Annotated in this window: 23 protein-coding genes; 13 read left to right on the plus strand and 10 right to left on the minus strand. The window is 71.9% G+C overall.

Annotation, left to right across the window (positions count from 1 at the left end; genetic code table 11):
• Nucleotides 1-13: 13 nt before the first annotated feature.
• Both hemB and OG553_RS19225 read left to right on the plus strand, forming a co-directional pair.
• Entirely contained in the window at nt 14-1015 is a 1002-nt protein-coding gene (gene hemB, locus OG553_RS19220) for a porphobilinogen synthase (protein WP_405980162.1), read from the plus strand.
• Nucleotides 1016-1088: 73 nt separating this feature from the next.
• The gene (locus OG553_RS19225) at nt 1089-1361 is read left to right on the plus strand and encodes a DUF1876 domain-containing protein (protein ID WP_405980163.1); all 273 of its coding nucleotides are present in this window, start codon (nt 1089-1091) and stop codon (nt 1359-1361) included.
• Here OG553_RS19225 and OG553_RS19230 read toward each other — a convergent pair.
• Complete coding sequence (locus OG553_RS19230; protein ID WP_405980164.1) at nt 1358-2104, minus strand: ABC transporter permease; 747 nt, start codon at nt 2102-2104, stop codon at nt 1358-1360. The two genes, OG553_RS19225 and OG553_RS19230, sit on opposite strands and share 4 nt — an antisense overlap.
• Nucleotides 2101-3021: an ATP-binding cassette domain-containing protein gene (locus tag OG553_RS19235; protein WP_405980165.1), complete on the minus strand. Its 921-nt coding sequence runs from the start codon at nt 3019-3021 to the stop codon at nt 2101-2103. The genes OG553_RS19230 and OG553_RS19235 overlap by 4 nt, the downstream gene beginning before the upstream one ends.
• 94 nt (nt 3022-3115) lie before the next feature.
• Between OG553_RS19235 and OG553_RS19240 the strand changes: the two genes are divergently transcribed.
• The 4 genes from OG553_RS19240 (at nt 3116) to OG553_RS19255 (ending at nt 5402) form a co-directional block, all read left to right on the plus strand.
• Entirely contained in the window at nt 3116-3892 is a 777-nt protein-coding gene (locus OG553_RS19240; protein ID WP_405980166.1) for a TetR/AcrR family transcriptional regulator, read from the plus strand.
• A gap of 48 nt (nt 3893-3940) precedes the next feature.
• Nucleotides 3941-4213, plus strand: a complete 273-nt coding sequence (locus OG553_RS19245) for a DUF1876 domain-containing protein (protein WP_125821478.1) — start codon at nt 3941-3943, stop codon at nt 4211-4213.
• A 236-nt stretch (nt 4214-4449) separates the two neighbouring features.
• Nucleotides 4450-4926, plus strand: a complete 477-nt coding sequence (locus tag OG553_RS19250; protein WP_405980167.1) for a hypothetical protein — start codon at nt 4450-4452, stop codon at nt 4924-4926.
• 8 nt (nt 4927-4934) lie between these two features.
• Nucleotides 4935-5402: a hypothetical protein gene (locus tag OG553_RS19255; protein ID WP_405980168.1), complete on the plus strand. Its 468-nt coding sequence runs from the start codon at nt 4935-4937 to the stop codon at nt 5400-5402.
• Between the two features lie 22 nt (nt 5403-5424).
• On the opposite strand, the gene OG553_RS19260 is transcribed toward OG553_RS19255, so the two are convergent.
• Nucleotides 5425-5664, minus strand: coding sequence for a DUF397 domain-containing protein (locus OG553_RS19260; RefSeq protein ID WP_405980169.1), 240 nt, complete (start codon nt 5662-5664; stop codon nt 5425-5427).
• On the minus strand, nt 5661-6485 hold the full coding sequence (locus OG553_RS19265; RefSeq protein ID WP_405980170.1) for a Scr1 family TA system antitoxin-like transcriptional regulator: 825 nt from the start codon (nt 6483-6485) through the stop codon (nt 5661-5663). Before OG553_RS19265 ends, OG553_RS19260 begins: the two co-directional genes overlap by 4 nt.
• Before the next feature lie 140 nt (nt 6486-6625).
• On the opposite strand from OG553_RS19265, the gene OG553_RS19270 reads away from it, so the two are divergent.
• The 5 genes from OG553_RS19270 to OG553_RS19290 all read left to right on the plus strand — a co-directional run bounded on the left by OG553_RS19270 (nt 6626) and on the right by OG553_RS19290 (nt 10647).
• Nucleotides 6626-6991: an ATP-binding protein gene (locus OG553_RS19270; RefSeq protein ID WP_405980171.1), complete on the plus strand. Its 366-nt coding sequence runs from the start codon at nt 6626-6628 to the stop codon at nt 6989-6991.
• Between the two features lie 70 nt (nt 6992-7061).
• Nucleotides 7062-7571 (plus strand): hypothetical protein, encoded by a 510-nt coding sequence (locus OG553_RS19275; protein ID WP_405980172.1) that lies wholly within the window; start codon nt 7062-7064, stop codon nt 7569-7571.
• A 102-nt stretch (nt 7572-7673) separates the two neighbouring features.
• Nucleotides 7674-8048 carry a hypothetical protein gene (locus tag OG553_RS19280; protein ID WP_405980173.1) on the plus strand — a complete coding sequence of 125 codons (375 nt, stop codon included), beginning with the start codon at nt 7674-7676 and terminating at the stop codon, nt 8046-8048.
• A complete protein-coding gene (locus tag OG553_RS19285) occupies nt 8045-10414 on the plus strand; it encodes an ATP-binding protein (RefSeq protein WP_405980174.1) in 2370 nt (789 codons plus the stop codon). Before OG553_RS19280 ends, OG553_RS19285 begins: the two co-directional genes overlap by 4 nt.
• 107 nt (nt 10415-10521) lie before the next feature.
• Nucleotides 10522-10647: a type II toxin-antitoxin system Phd/YefM family antitoxin gene (locus OG553_RS19290; RefSeq protein WP_405980175.1), complete on the plus strand. Its 126-nt coding sequence runs from the start codon at nt 10522-10524 to the stop codon at nt 10645-10647.
• 583 nt (nt 10648-11230) lie between these two features.
• On the opposite strand, the gene OG553_RS19295 is transcribed toward OG553_RS19290, so the two are convergent.
• The 3 genes from OG553_RS19295 to argS form a co-directional block, all read right to left on the minus strand.
• Nucleotides 11231-12028, minus strand: a complete 798-nt coding sequence (locus OG553_RS19295) for a VOC family protein (protein ID WP_405983076.1) — start codon at nt 12026-12028, stop codon at nt 11231-11233.
• A gap of 126 nt (nt 12029-12154) precedes the next feature.
• On the minus strand, nt 12155-12586 hold the full coding sequence (locus OG553_RS19300) for a DUF3995 domain-containing protein (protein WP_405980176.1): 432 nt from the start codon (nt 12584-12586) through the stop codon (nt 12155-12157).
• Between the two features lie 143 nt (nt 12587-12729).
• Nucleotides 12730-14493, minus strand: coding sequence for an arginine--tRNA ligase (gene argS, locus OG553_RS19305; RefSeq protein ID WP_405980177.1), 1764 nt, complete (start codon nt 14491-14493; stop codon nt 12730-12732).
• A 191-nt stretch (nt 14494-14684) separates the two neighbouring features.
• On the opposite strand from argS, the gene lysS reads away from it, so the two are divergent.
• A complete protein-coding gene (gene lysS, locus OG553_RS19310; RefSeq protein ID WP_405980178.1) occupies nt 14685-16427 on the plus strand; it encodes a lysine--tRNA ligase in 1743 nt (580 codons plus the stop codon).
• 78 nt (nt 16428-16505) lie between these two features.
• On the opposite strand, the gene OG553_RS19315 is transcribed toward lysS, so the two are convergent.
• From OG553_RS19315 to OG553_RS19325, 3 genes are all read right to left on the minus strand, one after another.
• The gene (locus OG553_RS19315) at nt 16506-17912 is read right to left on the minus strand and encodes a DUF2637 domain-containing protein (RefSeq protein ID WP_405980179.1); all 1407 of its coding nucleotides are present in this window, start codon (nt 17910-17912) and stop codon (nt 16506-16508) included.
• A 98-nt stretch (nt 17913-18010) separates the two neighbouring features.
• Nucleotides 18011-18799 carry a DUF3558 family protein gene (locus OG553_RS19320; RefSeq protein WP_405980180.1) on the minus strand — a complete coding sequence of 263 codons (789 nt, stop codon included), beginning with the start codon at nt 18797-18799 and terminating at the stop codon, nt 18011-18013.
• A gap of 144 nt (nt 18800-18943) precedes the next feature.
• Nucleotides 18944-19837 (minus strand): DUF3558 domain-containing protein, encoded by an 894-nt coding sequence (locus tag OG553_RS19325; RefSeq protein WP_405980181.1) that lies wholly within the window; start codon nt 19835-19837, stop codon nt 18944-18946.
• Nucleotides 19838-20045: 208 nt separating this feature from the next.
• Between OG553_RS19325 and OG553_RS19330 the strand changes: the two genes are divergently transcribed.
• Complete coding sequence (locus tag OG553_RS19330; protein ID WP_405980182.1) at nt 20046-21239, plus strand: RtcB family protein; 1194 nt, start codon at nt 20046-20048, stop codon at nt 21237-21239.
• The last annotated feature ends 47 nt before the right edge of the window (nt 21240-21286 follow it).

Consider the following 21286-nt stretch of genomic DNA (forward strand, 5'->3'; position numbering starts at 1 on the left):
GGCGACCAAGAAGATGAGCGCGTACGGATCCTTCCCCGGCTCGCGGCCCCGCCGGCTGCGCACCACCCCGGCGATGCGGCGGATGGTCGCGGAGTACCGGCTGCACCCCTCGGACCTGATCCTTCCGGCGTTCGTCCGGGAGGGCATCAACGAGCCGCTGGCGATCTCGGCGATGCCGGGCGTGGTGCAGCACACCCGGGACACGCTGCGGAAGGCCGCCGTGGAGGCGGTCGAGGCGGGCGTCGCGGGGATCATGCTCTTCGGTGTTCCGGCGGACGAGAACAAGGACGCGCTGGGCACGGCGGGCACGGAGCCGGACGGCATCCTCCAGGTCGCGATCCGCGACGTGAAGGCCGAGGTCGGCGACGACCTGGTGATCATGTCGGACCTGTGCCTGGACGAGTACACCGACCACGGCCACTGCGGGGTCCTCGACGAGCACGGCCGGGTCGACAACGACGCGACGCTGGAGCGGTACGCGGAGATGGCGCAGGTCCAGGCCGACGCGGGCGTCCACGTGGTGGGTCCGAGCGGCATGATGGACGGCCAGGTCGGCGTGATCCGCGACGCGCTGGACGAGACGGGCCACGAGGACGTCTCGATCCTCGCCTACACGGCGAAGTACTCCTCCGCCTTCTACGGTCCCTTCCGCGAGGCCGTCGCCTCCTCCCTCCAGGGCGACCGCAAGACCTACCAGCAGGACCCGGCGAACGCCCGCGAGTCGCTGCGGGAGCTGGCGCTGGACCTGGAGGAGGGCGCCGACATGGTCATGGTGAAGCCGGCCGGCCCCTACCTGGACATCCTGCACCGGGTCGCCGAGGCCGTGGACGTGCCGGTGGCGGCGTACCAGATCAGCGGCGAGTACGCGATGGTCGAGGCGGCCGCGGAGAAGGGCTGGATCGAGCGCGACCGGGCGATCATGGAAACGCTGCTCGGCATCAAGCGGGCGGGCGCGGACACGATCCTGACGTACTGGGCGACCGAGGTCGCGGGCTGGCTGCGCGCCGAGCGCTAGACCGTCCGACGGGCGGGCGGGGCGGGGCGGGCGCACCCTGGAGGGGTAGTCCGACAGTGGGAGGTGATCCGCCATGGCCACGCTCGCCGGATGGCACGTGGAGCTGGAGTTCACCGAGGACGGCCACCGCACCAACGCGGCGGCCATGCTCAGGCTCGGTGACGGCTGCGAGATGAGGGCGCGCGGCTACGCCATGCGCCATCCCTCCGACCCGGAACAGCTGCGGGTGGGCGAGGAGATCGCTGGCTCGCGGGCCCTCATGGACCTCGCGTCGCAGCTGCTCCAGAAGGCGCACACGGAGATCGACGAGGTCTCGGGAAAGCACTCCTACCCGCTCAAGGCCTAGCGGGTCCGCGTCCGGAACAGGGTCACCGCCAGGGCGAGCGCCAGGGCGGTGATCCCCGCGCACCAGGCGAGCGCCGTCCACGGGGTGTCGCCCGCGGGACGGTCCAGCAGCAGGGCCCGCAGCGATTCGATGACCGGGGTCAGCGGCTGGTGCCCGGCGAAGCCGTGCAGCCAGGACGGCATGGTGTCGATGGGGACGAAGGCGCTGGAGGGGTAGGGCAGGAACATCATCAGGAAGGTGAACCCGCCCGCCGCCTCGGGGGTCTTGGCGAGCAGCCCCAGCGCCGCCGCGAGCCAGGAGATCGCGGTGATGTACGCGACGAGCAGCCCGGCGGCGGCCAGCAGCGCGAGCGGCCCGCCCGAGGGCCGGAAACCGATGGCGAGGGCGACCAGCAGCACCAGCGTGGTGGAGAGCAGGTTGCGTACGACCGAGGCCGCGACGTGCCCGGCCAGGATCGGCACGCCCCCCACATCGAGGGAACGCAGGCGGTCGACGATCCCCTTGCTCATGTCGTCGGCCACGCTCACGGCGGTGCTCGCCGCGCCGAAGCCCGCGCACAGCAGCATCGCCCCCGGGACCACGTAGGTCACGTACTCCGTCCCGGTGTCGATGGCCCCGCCGAAGAAGTAGACGAAGATCAGCATCAGCATGACCGGCAGCATCAGGGCGGCGATCAGCGCGTCCGGGCTGCGCCGGCTGATGCGCAGGCTGCGCCCGGCCATGGTGAGGGCGGTGGCGGTCATCGGGCTGCTCCCGTCAGGGCGAGGAAGACGTCGTCGAGGCTGGCGCTGCGCACGGCGAAGCGGGCGACGTCGGTGCGGTCGGGGTCGAGTTCGTCGAGCAGGGCCCGCACCTGGGCGGCGGAGCCGTCGGTGGCCAGGCCCAGCGTCAGCTCGTCGGGGTCGTGGTGCACGGCGCGGGCGGCGAGGGCCTCGTAGGCGCGGCGGCTGGTCAGGGTGAGGTCGAGGCGGTGCCCGGCGACGCGGGCCTTCAGCTCGGCGGGGGTCCCTTCGGCGGTGACGCGCCCGGAGTCGAGGACGGTGACCCGGTCGGCGAGCCGGTCGGCCTCCTCCAGGTACTGGGTGGTGAGCAGGACGGTGGTGCCGTCGGCGCGCATCTCCCGTACGACGTCCCAGAGTTCGAGGCGGCTGCGCGGATCGAGCCCGGTGGTGGGCTCGTCGAGGAAGAGCACCTCGGGCCGCCCGACGAGGCTCGCGGCGAGGTCCAGGCGGCGGCGCATGCCGCCGGAGTAGGTCTTGGTGAGCGCGCCCGAGACCTCCGACAGGCCGAAGCGCTCCAGGAGTTCGTCCGCACGGGTCCGTGCGTCCCGGGCGGAGAGCCCGGCCAGCCGGCCGGTCATCCGGAGGGTCTCGGTGCCGGTCTGGAGGTCGTCCAGGGCGGCGAACTGCCCGGTCAGGGCGATCCGTTCGCGTACGCGGGCCCGCGCGCCGGCGATGTCGTGCCCGGCGACCCGTGCGGTCCCGGAGTCGGGCGCGGTGAGGGTGGCGAGGATGCGGACGGTGGTGGTCTTGCCCGCCCCGTTGGGGCCGAGGAGGGCGAGTACTGAGCCCCGCGGGACGGCCAGGTCGAGGCCGTCGAGGACGCGGGTGCCGCCGTAGGACTTGGTCAGGGCTCGGGCGTACAGGGCGTGGTCGTTCACGGGTCATCCCTTCTGCGTATGGGTTACGCGCTTCTGTGTAAGTAATACACAGAACTAGGATGTGGGTCAACGAGACCAGAAGGGAGGGGCGGCCGTGCCGAAGGACGAACCGGATGAAACCGGGCTCCCGGTCAGCCTGCAAATGGCCTGGGGCCTGCGTGAACGCCCTGGCAAGGGCCCCCGCCCGACCCTCACGCTCCCCAAGATCGTCGACGCGGCCGTCGCCCTGGCGGCGAGCGAGGGCATGGACGCCGTCTCCATGGGCCGCGTGGCCAAGGAACTCGGCGTCTCCACGATGTCCCTCTACCGCTACGTCACGGCGAAGGAAGAGCTGTACATCCTGATGTCCGAGGCGGGCGTCGGGACCCCGCCGGATCCTCCGGAGGGCGAGGGGGAACGGGGCTGGCGCGAGCTGCTGACCGACTGGGCGTACGCCCAGCGCACCCTGCTGATGACGAAGCCGTGGATCCTGCGGATCCCCCTCAACGCCCCGCCCGCCTCACCCAACCAGCTCGCCTGGATGGAACGCGGCCTCGCCTCCATGGCCGGCACGGCCCTGGAGGAGGGCGAGAAGCTCTCCGCGATCATCCTCATCGGGGGCCTGGTCCGGAACGAGGCGACGATGGCCGCCGACATGATGGACGCCATCATCAAGAGCGGCGTCGCACCCGACCAGGTCATCGGCCGCTACGTGAAGACGTTGAACCTGCTCACCGCCCCCGACACCCACCCCGCCCTGACCCGCCTGCTGTCCTCGGGCGCCTTCGCCGGCTCGGGCGAGCCCGACTTCCAGTTCCGCTTCGGCCTGGACCGCATCCTCGACGGCCTGGCCCGCCTGATCGCGGAGCGGACGGCCCCGCCGAGCGCGTAGCCCCGTACGGGTGCACGCTGGAAAGCAGCGGCCACGGAGGTGATCGTCATGAAGGATGCCGTCGGATGGCATGTCGACGTGAAGTTCGATGAGGACAACGAACGTACCCGCGCCGCCGCCCTCGTCCGCCTGCCGGACGGGAGCGAGCTGCGCTCGCACGGCTACGCCAGCCGTCACCCGAGCGACGGTAATCAGCCCCGGGTGGGCGAGGAGCTCGCGGCGGCGCGCGCGCTCGGCGACCTGAGGGAGCAGTTGCTCAACAAGGCGCACGACGAGATCGACGGCGCGTCGGGACGCACGTCGTACCCGATCACGCGCTGACCGGTCCCGGAGGGAAGGGGTCATCGCAGAGGCCCGGGCGTGCACGCGCCCGGGCCGTCGCTCGTTCGAGGGGGGCGCACGGACGTTCGCCCTCCGTACCACCGGCCGGTCGGGTAGGACACGCCCGCCGAGGGGTTGCGCCGCGTGACGTCCCGGGCGTGGCGGGGCCGTGCGGTGATCGGATCTGCCGTGCACCGGCCGCGAGGGGCGGCCGGCGGACACGGCAGGAGCATGTGATGCGACGACCCGGGTACCTCGTACGCGGAGCGCTGGCGACAGCCTCGGCGGCGGGCATCCTGATGGCGATGGCGGGACCGGCGGCGGCGGCAGCCGCCGTGCCGTGGTTCAAGGTCGACGGGGTGGGCACACCGCTGGCCGGCGGCACACCGCAGCTCGGTGTGCCGTACGCCAGCAAGGGGACGATGACCGACGACGACACCGACGCGGTGACCGGCACCTCGTACCGCTTCTGCGTGGTCGAAGAGGTGGGCGCGAACTTCGACAAGCACCTGTGCACCATCAACTTCCGCTGGAACAACGGCAGCCAGATCAGCGCCACCGTTCTGGTCGAGGCTCCGCACGCGGGCGTCGAGCCGAAGGCCTTCGACGGTGTGGTGACGGGTGGCAGTGGGCTCTACGAGGGCACTACGGGCTACGTGCACTACGAGCCGGTCGCGGGAACCCCGAACAAGTACACCGTGTCGGTGCCTTGAGGCCGTTGATGCGATACCTCAGCCTCGCCGCTGCGGCTCTGGCAGCGGCGACAGCCCTCGCAGGGCCGGCGGCGGCGGACGGCATCACGATCGTCAGCCCACCGGCGTTCACGGTCGACCCCGTGGGCAAGGCGCCGCTGACCTGCGCGCTCGGCCTTCCCGGGGTCGGCGTTCCGTGCGGCAGCAACGGTCCGATGACCTCGGGCACGAAGACGATCGGCACCGTCTACCGCGAGTGCACGGTCCAGAAGAAGGGGACGAAGTACGACACCTCGTCGTGCGACGCCACCTTCGTGTTCGACGACGGCAGCCAGATCGGCGTCAGGGTCCTGGTACCGGTCCCGCGCACCGGGGTCGAGGCCAAGGCCTTCGACGGGTACGTGCTGGGCGGGACCCTGACGTACGAGGGCTGGTACGGCACGGTCCACTACGAGCCGACGGCGACCGCCGGCCAGTACGCGGTGACCTTCCACTGACCCCCTGCCGCCCTGGGCGGTGCTACCGGCCGACCCAGCCGGTCAGCGCCGCCCAGCTCGCGGGGGCGAGGTCGAGGGTGGGGCCGTCCGGGACCTTGGAGTCCCGGACGTGGATGGTGGCGGGGGTGGTGGCTACCTCGACGCAGTCGCCGCCGTTGCTTCCGCTGTAGCTGGACTTCCGCCAGGCGACGGCCACCTCCAGGCACTGGCCGCCGTCGCTGCCGCTGTAGCTGGACTTGAACCACTTCAATGTGGTGCTCATAGCTCTCCTAGCAGGCGGTCAAGCAGCCCCCGTGTCTGCTCGGCGTTGAGGGCCTGAGTTCGCAGCATTGCATACCGGCGGGCCAGGATGCTCACCTCGTTTGGGTCTGAGATGAGTCGGCTGCCCCGCTGCCCTTCGGAGTAGCCGAAGTGCTGGTGGTCGTGGGTCTCCAGGAGCGTGAAGGGGCCGTCGAGAGCCGCGTGAGCGCACTGTTCCAGGGGCATCACCTGGAGGGATACATCCGGAAGTTCCGCGCAGGAGATCAAGTGGCGCAGCTGCTCCTCGTGTGACTCCGGACCACCGACGCGGTGGAGGATCACCGGCTCCCAGATGACGAAGCTCAGGGTCGGTGGTGTTGTGCGGTGCAGTATCTCCTGGCGGGCCACGCGGTCGGCCGTGAGCGCCTCGATCTCCTCCTCGCGGTATGCGGGTACCCGGCACTTGAACAGCGCACGGGCATAGGCCGCTGTCTGAAGTAGACCCGGTACGACCTGGTTGTCGTACCAGGACAGGGTGATCGCGGTGTACTCGCGATCCATGTACTCCTCGGCCCATGGAGGTGTCGTGTCGAAGGCGGGCATTTCGTTCGCCGCGACGGTCAACGTACCCGGCAGGCACAGGTGCAGGTCCAGCAGCTCGGCCACGTTCGGCATGAGCGCACGGCGCCCCTGCTCGATGGAGCCGATGGTTTCCTCGTCCACCTTGATCAGTTCGGCGAGCTGTTTCTGGGTCAAGCCTTTGGCGACCCGGGCGCCAGCAACCTGCCGGCCAACCATCTTCATCGTCGTCGCATTGGCCCGCGGGCGCTTCTTCGGCGGCATGGCGATGGACTCCCCACCTCTGCACGTGGATTACCCCTGGCCGACCCGTACTCATCGCAGAGTACGGGTCGGCGCACTGTCGCAAGCTAGTCACTCCGCGCCACCATCGTCCCGTGAACCTAAATACTCAACCCGGCCTCATGCGCGAGCGGTTGTTCCCCCGCACCTATCAAACGGTGTCCGCTGCCCGGGCCTTCGCGCGCGAGACGCTCACCACCTGGGACCTCCCCGACCGCCAACCGGACATCGCGCTCTGTGTCAGCGAACTGGCCACCAACGCCCTCCGCCACGGCGTCCCGCGCGGCCGCTCCTACCGCCTCCGCCTGCTCAACTTCGGCTGCTGCGTGCGCGTCGAGGTGCACGACAGCGGGCCCGGACGGTCGCGGATCCTCGGGCGGCCGCACGGGAACGGGCTGCGGATCGTCGAGGGCGTCTCCGACGAGTGGGGGGTGCTTCCGCGGCGGCCCGGCAAGGTCGTCTGGGCCGAGTTCCACGCACACGGGTGATAAACGGGCCGTTACCGGGGCGAAACCAGTTCAACCGCCCTGCCGGAGCCACCATGGCCTCATGAACGCTATGACCTTGTACAGGGCCGCGATGACGGTCGGCGCGGCGACGCTGTTGGTGGCCGGTCCCGCCTGGGCGGCGCCTCAGCCGGCCCCCCGGGCCGCCGCGGCGCCGTCCAATTCGGATCTGGAGGTGGTGCGCATCGACCCGGACGCCGCACCGCCCGGCGGCACCACCACGATCCACGGGTTCGTCGCCAACCTCGGCCCGGAGACGACCAACTCCCCGATGACCGTCACGATCACCCTGCCGCGCGGGGCGACGGCCGAGGGGCCCTACTTCCCCGAGGACTGCGAGGCGACCCCGAACGGCCGCCGGGTGCGCTGCGTGTTCCCTCCGGGGCTCAAGGCGAACCGCAGCGCCACCGCTCTGGTCCCGCTCTCCCTGGACCGGGACCTCGCGGTGGGGACGACGCTCAGGGGCGGCTCGGTCGCGGTGCACAGCCTGGACGACCGCAACGGGCAGAACAACCGGCAGGAGTTCGAGATCGAAGTCGTCGAGTCGGCGCCCGGTCTCTGACCCGTTCTGCCGTTCGCCGCTCGGGATGTCCGGCTCGGGTCGGTTTCCCCTCCGCAGGCTGCTAGCTTCGGCTGATCGGAGCAGACGGCCGGAGGGGGAGCAATGTCGCGTCCGTGGCGGTGGGTTGTGGTGGTCGGGGCCACCGGGATCGGGTTCCTGATCGCCTTCAAGGCCGGGCAGTGGGACCCCTTCGGCTGGTTCCCAGAGAAGGACTCGGACCGCGTCTCCGCCGCCGCCGGCTTCGGCGGGGCCATGGCCGCCGTGCTCGCCCTGGTCGGCGGCTGGTGGGCCCAGGGCGGCGCCGCCGGGGACGGCGGCAACTCCCTCAGCCAGCGCGCCCGCGCCTCCGGCACCTCGCAGATCACCCAGGACGGCGGCCGCACCGCCCCCGGCCGGGTCAGCCAGCAGGCCCGCGCCGACGGCGACTCCCGCATCCAGCAGCGCGGCGGCGGTGAGGCCGAGGAGCCGTCCCCGTGACGGCCGAACAGCACGCGAGGGCCTCCGGCAACGCCCGGATCGAGCAGCGGATCACCTACGCCCCCGGGGCCGGCCCCGCGCCCCGCGCCGGGCTCGGCCTCCCCGAGGCGCCCGCTGTCCTCGTCGGACGGGACGGGCCGACGGAGGAACTGCTGGCCCTCCTCGCCGACGGCGGCCCCACGGTCGCCGTCGTCTCGGGCCTCGCCGGGGTCGGCAAGAGCGCGCTCGCCGTGGCCACGGCCCACCGGGCGGCGGAACTGGGCTGGTTCGGGGACCGGGTGTTCTTCCTCCGCCTGCGCAGCTACGCCCCGGACGGTGGCGTGAGCGGTCCCGACGCGGTGCGGGAGATGCTGCGGCTGCTCGGGATCCGGGACACGGACATGCCGGAGTCCCAGGACGGCCGGGCGGGGCTGTACCGGGGGCTGCTGGCGGAGTTCGCCCGAGCAGAACAACGGGTGCTGATCGTCGCCGACGACGCGGGCGAGGTCGCCCAGGTCCGCGACCTCGTACCCGCCGGGTCGGCCCACCGGCTGCTCGTCACCTCCCGGCACCGGCTCGTGCACCGGGACTTCTCCGCACGGGTGGTGCCCCTGGACGAGCTGGCGCCCGACCCCGCCGCCGAACTCCTCACCAGGGCGGTACTGCGCACCTGGCCGCAGGACCCCCGCCCGGCGGCGGAACCGGAGGCCCTCGCGGAGGTCGCCGAGCAGTGCGGTCGGCTGCCCCTGGCCCTCACGGTCGCCGGGGCGCTGCTGGCGGGCGACCCGGGACTGCCCGTAACGCAACTGGCGGCCCAGCTGGCCGACGCCCGGACCCGGCTGTCCACCCTGGACTCGGAGCTGGACGACGGCGTCCGGGCCGCCTTCGACCTTTCGTACGAGCGCCTCCCGCCCGACCAGGCCCGCGCCTTCCGCCTCCTGACGGTGAACCCGGGTCCGGACTGCGCCACGGTCTACGCCGCGCTCCTGACGGGCGAGCAGCCGGCCGCCCTGCGCCCGAAGCTGGCGGCCCTCGTCCGCGCCTCCCTCCTGTCGGAGGAACCGGTCGGCGGGGGCCGCTGGCGCATGCACGACCTGGTCCGCCTCTACGCGCGGGAACGCGGGGAGGAATGCGCGGAGCAGGACGGCCGGGAGGAGGTGGTCGACACCCTGTTGGGGTACCTGGTCATCCAGGCCGAACTGGCGCGGCAGGTGCTCGCTCTGGACACGCGGCCGGTGGCAGGGCCGGGTCTGCCGTCGATGGAGGAGGCCCGGCACTGGCTCGGCGCCGAACGCGCCCTGCTGGTCGCCGCCGTGGGTTTCGCCATCGAGTCCGGGCGGCCGGAGGCAGCCGTTGAACTGGGCACGCGCTTGCTCTCGTACCTCCAGATCTACCACTACGGACAGGACGCGCTGACGGTGGCGCGCAGGCTCCTCACGGCCGCGGAGGGTGGTGGGAGCGCCGAGGACGTCGGCGGGCGGCTGTACGACCTCGGCCTTGCGCTTCTGTCGGTGGACGAGCCGGCGGAGGCCGAGAGGTCGCTCACGCGGGCACTGGCGGTGTTCCGGGAGAACTCCCTGCGGATGCTGGAGGGAAAGGCCCTGAACCAGCTGGGCAGCGTGTACGCGGCGGCGGAGCGGTGGGCGGAGGCGGAACAGCTGAAGCGGGAGGCCCTGGAGATCCTCCGTGAGGAGGGGATCCGTCATGCGGAAGGCACCGTACTGTCGGGCCTCGCCCGGATCTACGAGCAGACGGGACGCCTGGACGACGCCGTCGCGACCATGCAGCAGTCGGTGTCCCTGATGAAAGCCCTGGACGACCCGCACCGTGAGGTGTCCGCGCTGAACTCCCTCGCGGACGTGCTCTGGCGGGCCGGGCGGCTGGAGGAGTCCACGGCCGTGCGGGAGCGGGCGGTCGACACCCACCGGGAGTTCGGCAACCGCAAGCAGGCCGTACGAATGCTGTCCGCGCTTGCCGAGGCGCTGGTGGACCGGGGAAGGGACCAGGACGCCCGGCAGCGGTTGGAGGAGGCCCTTGAAGCTGCCACGGCAGAGGGCGACCTGTACGCACAGGGGGAGATCACGGGGAACCGGGGCCTGCTCCATCGGCGTGCGGGGCGTCTGGACCAGGCGCGGGAGTTGCTGGAGCAGGCCTGCGAGCTGGTCGCGGAGACGGGCGGCCAGCGCGCCGAGGCCGCCTTCGCCGTCGGGCTGGCGCTCACGCTGCACGACCTGGACCGCCACGCGGAGGCCGCCGACGCGTTCGAGCGCGCGGCGGGGCTCCACGCCGGTCTCGGCGACGCCGAACAGGAGGCGGTGGCCCGGGCGGCCGCCGCCGAGCTGCGGGGCCGGGCGGACCGGCCCCGCAGGGGGTGGCGGCGCCGCTGATCCGCGGCGGCCGGATGGGTCGACTCGTACGCCTTCGTCGTACGAGTCCGTACTGGGAGGTGAGCCCGTGCCGATCTCGGCGGAAGACGCCCGGCGGCGTCGTGATCATGTCCGCCGAGGACTTCCGGTCCTGGCAGGAGACCGTCTGCCTCCTGCGCTCACCGCGCAACGCACAGATCCTGATGGAGTCCGTCGCGGAGCTGGACGTCGGCCACGGTCATGCCGGGGAGTGATCGGCGAAGCGGGTCGTCTGCGGGCCCTGCGGGGCTGTCCCCTACCCGCCCTTCGCCCGTTCCCCGGGCTGCGCCCGGACCCCTCCTGGGGGCTCCGCCCCCAGACCCCCGGGCCTCAAACTCCCCCAGCTACCGCTGGGAGGTGCCCCCAGGCGGGGCTGGAGGGGGCCGGCGAGGCTTCGGGGTGCCGGCGAGGCTGGACAGGGCAGGCAGGGGGCTGGTTTCGCGGGGCTGGAGGTGGCTGCGATGCGTGAGGGGGCGGGGGCGGGGTGGGGTGTCGGCCGGGACTAAAACGAGATGAATTCGGCGCGCGGTGCCGATCCGCAGAGCAGATCCCGATCAGGCGCCGAACATCGAAGCCTGTCCCGGACGACACCCCACCCCGCCCCCGACCCCGGCCCCCGCAGCACGCACCCAGGACCCCGCCCGGCAGAGCAGCGCCCTCACCGGCGCCCGGCGCCCGGCGCCCGAGCTCGGCACCGGCCCACACCACGGACCCCGCCCGGCCAGGGCAGCCGCACCCCGCCCGGCCCGGGCAACGGCCCGGCCGGGCCGTTGCCCACAGGCTGGGGATGAACGAACCCTAGGCCGGGTCCTCCTGCATCGACGCCGTGATGATGGAGAACGCCCCGCCCTGGGGGTCGGCCAGGACCGCCATGCGGCCCGCGACCATGTCGAACGCCGGGGCCAGCACCGTCGCGCCCGCGCGCACCGCGGCGGCCTGGACGTCGTCCACGCTGTCCACGTGGAAGTACGGCTGCCAGTGCGGCGGCACGCCCGGCGGCATCTTGCTCATGTCCATCATCCCGCCCACCGCGCGGTCGTTGACCTTGAACTCGACGTAGCCCTCGGCGCCTTCCATCTCCGACTCCGCCGTCGTGACGGGCAGGACGGACGAGTAGAACGCCGAGGCCGCCTTCAGGTCCGGCGTCGTGAGCTCGTTCCAGATCAGCGCGCCGTGCTCGTTGACGATGCCCGCACCGTCGAACGTTCCCGGCTGCCACAGGCCGACGACGGCCCCCGTCGGGTCGGCGATCACGGCCATCCGGCCGAGGTCCATGACGTCCATCGGGCCCATCATGACCGTGCCGCCCGCGTCGGTGACGGACTTGACCGTCGAGTCGATGCTGTCCGTCGACAGGTACGTCGTCCACACCGTCGGCGGCAGCGGGTCCGGCACCGTCCCGTCCGGGTTCATCGCCTTCATGATCCCGGCGACCGGCTTCCCCTTGAGGGTGCAGACGGCGTACCCGCCCGTCTCCGGCGGGCCGACCTCCCCCTGCCACCCGAACAGGTCGCGGTAGAAGTCGAGCGCCGCCTGCTGGTCGGGGACCATCAGGTCGATCCAGCACGGGGTGCCGGGCTTGTAGGGGCCGTTCATGTCGGGCACGGATGCCTCCGTCGGTGGTGCGGTGGTACTGGGGCTGGACGGGCCATCCCCTACCCGGCCCCACCACCCGGAATCGGTCCGAACGGGTGACTCCCCGACCCCGCCCCCGACCCCGGCTCACCGCTCCCGCGCCAGCCGCCCCGCCACCCACCCGAAGCCGAGGCACACCGGCGTGTACACCGCGAGGTTGAGCGCGAAGAAGGGGCTGTCCGGCGGGCTCGGCAGGAGCCCCGCCGCCCAGCCCAGGCCCGCGAGGCCGCGTACGCCCAGGCCCGCCGCCACCGCGCCCGTGACGGCCCGCGTCAGGCGCCCGCCGCGGCCGTACCCGTGCGCGAGGACGGCCGCGCCGGCGGTGAGGGTCAGCGCGGCCAGCGGGAGGACGACGGGCGGGCCGAAGGATGTCTCCAGGCCGAGCACCGCCAGCGACAGGGCCCGCTGGTCCGGGGCGGGCCAGGTGGCGCCGGTGGCCCAGTAGAGGTGGACGAGCCCGTCGGCCCCCAGCAGCCCCGCCACCGCCACCGCCGCCCGCCGCCGTGCCTTGACGTTCATCCGCCCACTCCCCTTCGCCGTGCCGCGCCCTGACACACCGAAGAGGCCCGCCCCCGGCCCGACGTTCCCCGTGACCCCGCTCACACGACGACGGCCCCCGCCTCCCGGAGGGGAGGCGGGGGCCGCCGGACGGTGCGTCAGGGTCAGAGCTTCTCGGGGGTCCGGATCCCGAGGAGGGACATGCCCTTGGTGAGGGTGCGGGCGGTCAGGTCGCACAGGAACAGGCGGTTCTCGACCTGCTCCGGGGTGTCGGCCTTCAGGACCGGGCACTCGGCGTAGAACGTCGTGTACAGCGACGCCAGCTGGTACAGGTACGCGGCCAGCTTGTGCGGGGCGTACTCGGCCGCGGCCTCCGCGATCAGCGCGCCGAAGCCGTCCAGGTGCAGGCCCAGGGCCCGCTCCGAGGCGGTCAGCTCCAGCTCGGGGTGGGCGGCCGGGCGGGCCTCGCCCGCCTTGCGCAGGATCGACTGGATGCGCGCGTACGCGTACTGGAGGTACACGGACGTGTCACCGGTCAGCGAGACCATCTGGTCCAGGTCGAACTTGTAGTCGCGCGCGGCGGAGGTGGAGAGGTCCGCGTACTTCACCGCGCCGATGCCCACCTGGGCGGCGCGCTCGGCGATCTCCTCCTCCGTGAGGTCCTGGGCCTTCTCGCGGACGACCGCGGCGGCCCGCTCGACCGCCTCGTCCAGCAGGTCCACCAGCCGGACCGTCTCGCCCTCACGGGTCTTGAACGGCTTGCCGTCCTTGCCGAGGACCGTGCCGAAGGCCAGCTGCACGGCCTGGACCCCGTCGTTCAGCCAGCCGGCCCGGCGGGCCGTCTCGAAGACCATCTTGAAGTGCAGCGACTGCCGCGCGTCCACCACGTAGATCAGGCTGGTGGCCGCCAGGCCGGAGACGCGGTCGCGGATCGCCGAGAGGTCGGTGGCGGCGTAGCCGAAGCCGCCGTCGGACTTCTGGACGATCAGCGGGGTCGGGTTGCCGTCCGGGCCCTTGTACTCGTCGAAGAACACGCACAGCGCGCCGTTGGAGCGGACGGCGACGCCCGACTCCTCCAGCAGCTTGCACGTCTCGACCAGCATGTCGTTGTAGCCGGACTCGCCGACGACGTCGGGGTCCTGGATGTCCATGTCCAGCTTGTTGAAGACGGAGTAGAAGTAGATCTTCGACTCGTCCACGAACCGCTGCCACAGCTCCAGCGTCTGCGGGTCGCCCGCCTGGAGGTCCACCACCCGGGCCCTGGCCCGCGTCTTGAACTCCTCGTCGGAGTCGAAGAGGGCGCGCGAGGCCTTGTAGAGGCGGTTGAGGTTGGACATGGCCTCCTCGCCGGAGGCCTCCTCGTCGCCGCCCTTGTGGTCCAGCTCGTGCGGGTGCTCCAGCAGGTACTGGATGAGCATGCCGAACTGGGTGCCCCAGTCGCCGATGTGGTGGCGGCGGATCACCTTCTCGCCGGTGAACTCCAGGATCTCCACCATCGCCGCGCCGATCACCGCGGACCGCAGGTGGCCGACGTGCATCTCCTTGGCCACGTTCGGCTGCGCGTAGTCGATCACCGTGGTGCCGGCGGACGCGTTGAGCGCCACGCCGAGCCGGTCGTCGGCCGCGCGCGCGGCCAGCGTCTTGATGATCGCCTCGTCGGAGACGGTGATGTTGAGGAAGCCGGGGCCGGAGACCTCGACGTCCTTGATCACGCCGCCCTTGTCCAGGCCCTCCAGGACGGTCGCGGCCAGCTCGCGCGGGTTGGCCTTGGCCTTCTTCGCGAGCGCCAGGATGCCGTTGGCCTGGAAGTCGGCCCGGTCGCTTCGTCGCAGCAGCGGGTCGGCGGCACCGGCCTCCGGCAGGGCGGAGACGAGGGCGTCCGAGACGCGCTGTTCGACGGAAGAAGCGAGGGAAGGGACCGAGGCCATGAGCTGCCGTTCCTGTGAGGTTGCACGTGCGCGTGCGCTTGGTTGTTCCGACAAGTGCCGAGTATCCCACGCGGAGGGTGCCCGTTTCCCGGTATATGGCGGCGCGTATCAGCAGGCGGAAGCAACCCCGGAGCGGCCCCTTCCGTCTGGGAGAATGGCCATTGCCAGCATTCGAGATAGAAGGACGTGTCGTGGCTCAGAGCGCGCAGAGCAGCAGCACAGAGACCGACTGGGTCTCCCGTTTCGCGGACGAGGTCATCGCCGAGGCGGAGCGCCGAGCCCCCGGCAAAGCGATCGTCGTCGCGTCCGGACTCTCTCCCTCCGGCCCGATCCACCTGGGCAACCTGCGCGAGGTCATGACCCCGCACCTGGTCGCGGACGAGATCCGCCGCCGGGGCCACGAGGTCCGCCACCTCATCTCCTGGGACGACTACGACCGCTACCGCAAGGTCCCCAAGGGCATCCCCGGCGTCAGCGAGGAGTCCCACGCCCAGCACATCGGCCGCCCGCTGACCGCCGTGCCCGCGCCCGAGGGTTCCTCGTACGCGAACTGGGCCGAGCACTTCAAGGCCGCCATGGTCGCCTCCCTGGCCGAGCTGGGCGTCGAGTACGACCCCATCAGCCAGACCGAGCAGTACACCTCCGGCGCCTACCGCGAGCAGGTGCTGTTCGCGATGAAGCACCGCGGCGACATCGACGCCGTCCTCGCCCAGTACCGCACCAAGCAGAAGCCGGGCGGCAAGAAGCCCCAGCAGAAGCAGGTCGACGAGGCCGAGCTGGAGGCCGCCGAGGGCTCCGGCGCGGCCGCCGAGGACGACGGCAGCGCCGAGGGCGCGGAGTACTTCCCGTACAAGCCGTACTGCGCCGAGTGCAACAAGGACTTCACCAAGGTCACCGCGTACGACGACGAGACCACCGAGCTGACCTACGTCTGCACGGAGGACGAGTTCACCGAGACCGTCAAGCTGTCGGAGTTCAACCGCGGCAAGCTGGTCTGGAAGGTCGACTGGCCGATGCGCTGGGCCTTCGAGGGCGTCGTCTTCGAGCCCTCCGGCGTCGACCACTCTTCCCCGGGCTCCTCCTTCCAGGTCGGCGGGCAGATCGTCGGCCTCTTCGGCGGCGAGCAGCCCATCGGCCCGATGTACGCCTTCGTCGGCATCTCCGGCATGGCCAAGATGTCCTCCAGCAAGGGCGGGGTCCCCACCCCGGCCGACGCGCTGAAGATCATGGAGCCGCAGCTGCTGCGCTGGCTGTACGCGCGCCGCCGCCCGAACCAGTCCTTCAAGATCGCCTTCGACCAGGAGATCCAGCGCCTGTACGACGAGTGGGACAAGCTGGAGGGCAAGGTCGCCGACGGCTCCGTGCTGCCGGCCGACGCCGCCGCGCACGCCCGCGCCGTACGCGTCGCCTCCCACGAGCTGCCCCGCACCCCGCGCCCGATGCCGTACCGCACCCTCGCGTCGGTCGTCGACATCACCGCCGGGCACGACGAGCAGACCCTGCGGATCCTCTCCGACCTGGACCCGACCCAGCCGCTGACCTCCCTCGACGAGGTACGGCCGCGCCTGGACCGTGCCGAGAACTGGATCACCACCCAGGTCCCCGCCGACCAGCGCACCCTGGTCCGCGAGGACGCCGACACCGAGCTGCTGTCCTCCCTGGACGAGGCCGGACGCGAGTCCCTGCGGCTGCTGCTGGAGGGACTCGACTCCCACTGGTCGCTCGACGGGCTCACCACCCTCGTCTACGGCGTCCCGAAGGTCATGGCCGGCCTGGAGCCCGACGCCAAGCCGACGCCCGAGCTGAAGGTCGCCCAGCGCGAGTTCTTCGCCCTGCTCTACCGCCTGCTCGTGACCCGGGAGACCGGCCCGCGCCTGCCCACCCTGCTCCTGGCCGTCGGGGCCGATCGGGTGCGCAAGCTGCTCGCCGCCTGACCCTGCGGGGCCGACCATGCGGAAGGGCCCGCACCCCTCGGGGTGCGGGCCCTTCCGCGTGCGTGCCCGGCCGTGCGGCTACGCGATGTGCTCGCTCTCCAGGTCGCGCTGGTAGCGCTGCTTCAACGCGGGCATCAGCTTCTTGAGCTCGGCCTCGCTGCGCGGGTGAGTCTGCCCGAGGTGCGCGGAGAGGCGCTTGTCCAGCTCGTCCGGCTCCGGGAAGTGGGAGTAGCGGTCGATGTACGCCCGGAAGACCTCGTACGCGGCCTCCGTGAACTTCTCCTCCTCGGCGTCGTCCGGCTCCTGCTCCGCCTCCGGCCGCTCCAGCTCCAGCTGCTCCGGCAGCGACCCCTCCTCAGGGGCGGCCGGGGCCGGTCCCGCACCCTCGACGTGGGGGGCGTAGGCACCCTCGTACGCCGCCTGCGGCGCCAGCGGCCCCGCGAACCAGGCGCTGTCGTGCGGGGCGGGCATGGCCGTCGGGTCCACCGCGAAGGGCGCGGGGGCCACCGGCTGGCGGGGCTTCGGGGGCTGAGGGGCCCGGCCCTGGCCGTCCCGCTGCTCGGGAACCTCCGGCGCCGCGTCTCCCCCGGACCCGTCGGAACCGTCGGACCCGGTGACGGCTGTGGCCGCCAGGGCGGCGGGAGCGGGCGCGGCCTGGGCCGGCACCGCGGCCGGGACGCCTTCCGCGGCCCCGGGCGCCGCGGGCAGGGCCGCGGCGGCATGGGCCTCCAGGCCCGCCACCGCAGGCCCGGCGGCGACGACCGGGCCCCTGGCGGCCGCCGGAGGCAGCAACACCGGGTCGATGCCCGCCGCCGCCAGCCCCTCGGGCGCCGTCTGCGACAGCGGCACGCCGATCCGGGCCAGCCGCAGCGGCATCAGCGCCTCCACCGGCGCCTTGCGCCGCCACGCCCGCCCGTACCGGGCCTGGAGCCGCGCCTGGTAGATCAGCCGGTCCTGCTCCATGCCGACCGCCTGCTCGTAGGAGCGCAGCTCCCACAGCTTCATCCGGCGCCACAGCTTGAAGGTCGGCACGGGGGAGAGGAGCCAGCGGGTGATCCGCACGCCCTCCATGTGCCGGTCCGCGGTGATGTCCGCGATCCGGCCCACGGCGTGCCGGGCCGCCTCGACCGTGACCACGAACAGCACCGGGATCACCGCGTGCATGCCCACGCCCAGCGGGTCCGGCCAGGCCGCCGCGCCGTTGAACGCGATCGTCGCCGCCGTCAGCAGCCACGCCGTCTGGCGCAGCAGGGGGAACGGGATGCGGATCCACGTCAGCAGCAGGTCCAGCGCCAGCAGGACGCAGATGCCGGCGTCGATGCCGATCGGGAACACCAGCGAGAAGCTGCCGAAGCCTTTCTTCAGGGCCAGCGCGCGTACCGCGGCGTACGAACCCGCGAAACCGATGGCCGCGATGACCACGGCTCCGGCGACCACGACACCGATGAGTATCCGGTGCGTACGAGTCAGCTGCATCGCGGCCACCCGCGGTCCCCTCCCGTTGTCGAGCTACGGCAGGCACAGCGTACGGGTGACTGCGCGTCACCCGTGCCCTAGGCCCCCTCTTGTCGGAGGGATTGTCCCTACGACTGCGCCGACGGGGAAGCGGAAGCCGAAGCGGAACCCGACGGAGCCGCACCCTCACCGGTGTTGGCGGCGCCGATCGCGGCCACCGTCTCCTTGGCGGCGGTGATCGCGTCCTGGAGCAGCTTGCCCTGGTCGGGGGCGCCGGCGCCCTCGTAGGCGGCACCGTTGTAGTCGACCGTGACGACCACGTTCTGGGCGCGGACGACGACCGAGTTGTTGGCGAAGTCGACGTCCTTCTTCACGCCGAAGCTCACGGAGGTGGCCGCGTCGCCGACCCCGTCCGCCTTCTCGGCCTTGACGTCGTGCGCGCCCTCGGTGGCCTTCGCCAGCTCGATCTGCTTGTTGTACTGCTCCTCCGCGCGCTTGTTGCCGCTGCCGAGGGAGGCGTGCGAGTCGTAGCGCACCAGGGAGACGGAGAGCCAGCGGTACTGCGAGCCCTTCGCGCCGTCCGTCTTGAGGCCGTTCCAGGAGCAGCTGGCGCGGTTGCCCAGGTCGTTCGACTTGGCCGCGGTGCCGTTCTTGTCCTTGGCCTCGGGGACGAGCGAGTCGATGCTCTTGCCGGTCACGGCCTTGCACGGGTCGGGCAGCTTCGCGAAGGCCACCTTCTCCAGCGGGGCCGCGGACTTCGAACCCGGCTTGGCGGGCGAGGAGGCTTCGGACTTCTTGCCGGAGTCCTTGGCACCCGAGGACTTGTCCGAGTCGGACGAGCAGCCGGCGACGGTGAGGATCACCGGGACGGCTGCGCAGGCGAGAACGCGGGTGAGGCGCGAGGCTGATCGGTGCATGGTTCCTTCAGACGTTGGGCAGACGTGGGGTCTTCTTCGGGGCGCGTTGCGGGCGCTGGACCCGAGCAACGGTAGCCCGACCCGGCGCCCGGCGGCTGTGCGCGCCGTCACGCGGGGCGTGCGCGCCCCCTCGCGGGAGCGCCGTCACTCGCTGAAACGCTCGGCCAGGGCCTGCGCCAACTGGCGCGCCTTCTCCTGCGTTTCCGCACTCGGGGGGACCGAGCCCGGTCCGGACGGCTGGACGCTGTACTCGACGGTGACGAGGACGTTCGAGGTGCGGAACACGATCCGCACCGTCCGCGCCTGGGCGGCGGTGGCGCCGGCCGCGCTGAGCTTGTCGTCGAGGAACGCCTCGCTGCCGAGCCCCTCCAGGACGCGCGAGCCGAGCTCGGGCGGCGCGGTCGGGGAGACCGGCGCGGACGGCGAAGCGGAACCGGGAGCGGAGGGTGCCGGGGAGGGCGCGGCACTGCCGCCGGGCGTGGCGGCGGGGGGCGCTGCGGGGGCCGTACTCGTATTCGTACCGTTACCAGCGGGGGGCGCCGTACCGGGTGCGGCCCCGGGGGTCGGGCTTCCGCTGGGTCCCGGGAAGGGCAGCTTCGCGTCGGTCAGCCGGCGCACGTACACCTGGCGGGCCTTGTCGTCGTCGCTCGTCGTGGCACGGTCGTACGAGACCACGCGCTCGAAGGTGACGGACAGCAGCAGGTTCCCCTCGGGGGTCTGCGCGTTCCAGCGGCAGGCGACGTGCCGGTCCCCGTCGTACGAGGCGTCCGCGGTCCCGGCGTAGAGCCGTTCGCGCTGCTCGGTGGTGAGGGAATCGGCTGCCGGGAGCATGGCCTTGAGCCGCTTGGGGTCGGCGGCCTTGCAGGGCTGCGGCAGGCTGCGGTACTTCCCGGGCTGCGCGGGCGCGGCGGTGCTCCCCCCGCCCTTGGGGTCGCTGGTCCCGATGCCGTTGCCGTCGGTGCAGCCGGTGAGCCCGGCGGCTCCGGCCACGAGCGCGGTGAGCATCGCGATGCCCGGCAGGACTCGGCGACGACGCACCGGCGTCCGGTGTACCGGCATTGGGTCCACGTCCACTGGCTCCCCTTGGCTCCCTCGGGAAAATCCGTTGCCGCGACTTGGGCACGGATGGACACAATGTCTATCGCACACGCACGTGCCGGCGCCGGTTCCCTGTCTGCTTTGGGGTGATGAGCGCGGCTTTTCGCGTATTCATACTTTTCTGCTGATTTCGGGGGATTGTTGTCTTATGTCGTATGTAGAGGTACCCGGGGCTAAAGTCCCGATCCGGATGTGGACGGATCCGGCGTCCGTCGAGGACAGCGCGATGCGCCAGCTCCAGAACACGGCCGGGCTGCCCTGGATCAAGGGCCTGGCCGTGATGCCGGACGTGCACTACGGCAAGGGCGCCACGGTCGGCTCGGTGATCGCGATGAAGGACGCGGTGTGCCCGGCGGCGGTCGGCGTCGACATCGGCTGCGGAATGTCGGCGGTCAGGACGTCCCTGACGGCGAACGACCTCCCGGGCGACCTGTCGAAGCTGCGCTCGCGCATCGAGCAGGCCATCCCGGTCGGCGCGGGCATGCACCGCGAGCCGGTGGACCCGGGGCGGCTGTACGGCTTCTCGGAGTCGGGGTTCGGGGACCTGTGGGAGCGGTTCGACTACCTGGCGGACGAGGTGAAGTTCCGGCGTGACAGGGCACTGCGGCAAACCGGAACCCTAGGATCCGGAAATCACTTCATCGAGGTCACGATCGACGAGACCGGTGCGGTGTGGCTCATGCTGCACTCCGGCTCCCGGGGCATCGGCAACGAGCTCGCCGCGCACCACATCGGGATCGCCCGTGGCCTCTCCCACAACCAGAACCTGGTGGACCGGGACCTCGCGGTGTTCCTCGCGGCGACCCCGGAGATGGACGCGTACCGCAGCGACCTCTTCTGGGCGCAGGAGTACGCGAAGTACAACCGCGCGGCGATGATGAGCCTTCTCAAGGAGGTCGTCCGCAAGGAGTTCCGCAAGGCGAAGGTCTCCTTCGAGCAGGAGATCAGCTGCCACCACAACTACGTGGCGGAGGAGCGGTACGACGGCATGGACCTGCTTGTCACCCGCAAGGGCGCGATCCGCGCCGGCAGCGGCGAGTACGGGATCATCCCGGGCTCGATGGGCACGGGCTCGTACATCGTGAAGGGTCTCGGGAACGAGAAGGCCTTCAACTCCGCGTCGCACGGCGCGGGCCGGAAGATGAGCCGGACGGCGGCGAAGAAGCGGTTCACCGCGCGCGACCTGGCGGAGCAGACGCAGGGCGTGGAGTGCCGGAAGGACTCGGGCGTCGTGGACGAGATCCCGGGGGCGTACAAGTCGATCGAGCAGGTCATCGACCAGCAGACGGACCTGGTGCAGGTCGTGGCGAAGCTGAAGGCGGTCGTCTGCGTGAAGGGCTGAACGCACCGTGCCGTGCCCGGGGGGATCCGGGCACGGCACACGTGTGT

It is taken from the genome of Streptomyces sp. NBC_00158 (genome assembly GCF_045160885.1).
Lineage (GTDB): Bacteria > Actinomycetota > Actinomycetes > Streptomycetales > Streptomycetaceae > Streptomyces.

Excerpts from the sequence above, each read along its gene's own strand:
- hemB (WP_405980162.1), top strand. The coding sequence starts at position 14 with ATGAGCGCGTACGGATCCTTCCCCGGCTCGCGGCCCCGCCGGCTGCGC.
- OG553_RS19225 (WP_405980163.1), top strand. The coding sequence starts at position 1,089 with ATGGCCACGCTCGCCGGATGGCACGTGGAGCTGGAGTTCACCGAGGAC.
- OG553_RS19230 (WP_405980164.1), bottom strand. The coding sequence starts at position 2,104 with ATGACCGCCACCGCCCTCACCATGGCCGGGCGCAGCCTGCGCATCAGC.
- OG553_RS19245 (WP_125821478.1), top strand. The coding sequence starts at position 3,941 with ATGAAGGATGCCGTCGGATGGCATGTCGACGTGAAGTTCGATGAGGAC.
- OG553_RS19250 (WP_405980167.1), top strand. The coding sequence starts at position 4,450 with ATGCGACGACCCGGGTACCTCGTACGCGGAGCGCTGGCGACAGCCTCG.
- OG553_RS19255 (WP_405980168.1), top strand. The coding sequence starts at position 4,935 with ATGCGATACCTCAGCCTCGCCGCTGCGGCTCTGGCAGCGGCGACAGCC.
- OG553_RS19260 (WP_405980169.1), bottom strand. The coding sequence starts at position 5,664 with ATGAGCACCACATTGAAGTGGTTCAAGTCCAGCTACAGCGGCAGCGAC.
- OG553_RS19265 (WP_405980170.1), bottom strand. The coding sequence starts at position 6,485 with ATGCCGCCGAAGAAGCGCCCGCGGGCCAATGCGACGACGATGAAGATG.
- OG553_RS19270 (WP_405980171.1), top strand. The coding sequence starts at position 6,626 with ATGCGCGAGCGGTTGTTCCCCCGCACCTATCAAACGGTGTCCGCTGCC.
- OG553_RS19275 (WP_405980172.1), top strand. The coding sequence starts at position 7,062 with ATGACCTTGTACAGGGCCGCGATGACGGTCGGCGCGGCGACGCTGTTG.
- OG553_RS19280 (WP_405980173.1), top strand. The coding sequence starts at position 7,674 with ATGTCGCGTCCGTGGCGGTGGGTTGTGGTGGTCGGGGCCACCGGGATC.
- OG553_RS19290 (WP_405980175.1), top strand. The coding sequence starts at position 10,522 with ATGTCCGCCGAGGACTTCCGGTCCTGGCAGGAGACCGTCTGCCTCCTG.
- OG553_RS19295 (WP_405983076.1), bottom strand. The coding sequence starts at position 12,028 with ATGAACGGCCCCTACAAGCCCGGCACCCCGTGCTGGATCGACCTGATG.
- OG553_RS19300 (WP_405980176.1), bottom strand. The coding sequence starts at position 12,586 with ATGAACGTCAAGGCACGGCGGCGGGCGGCGGTGGCGGTGGCGGGGCTG.
- argS (WP_405980177.1), bottom strand. The coding sequence starts at position 14,493 with ATGGCCTCGGTCCCTTCCCTCGCTTCTTCCGTCGAACAGCGCGTCTCG.
- OG553_RS19320 (WP_405980180.1), bottom strand. The coding sequence starts at position 18,799 with ATGCACCGATCAGCCTCGCGCCTCACCCGCGTTCTCGCCTGCGCAGCC.
- OG553_RS19330 (WP_405980182.1), top strand. The coding sequence starts at position 20,046 with ATGTCGTATGTAGAGGTACCCGGGGCTAAAGTCCCGATCCGGATGTGG.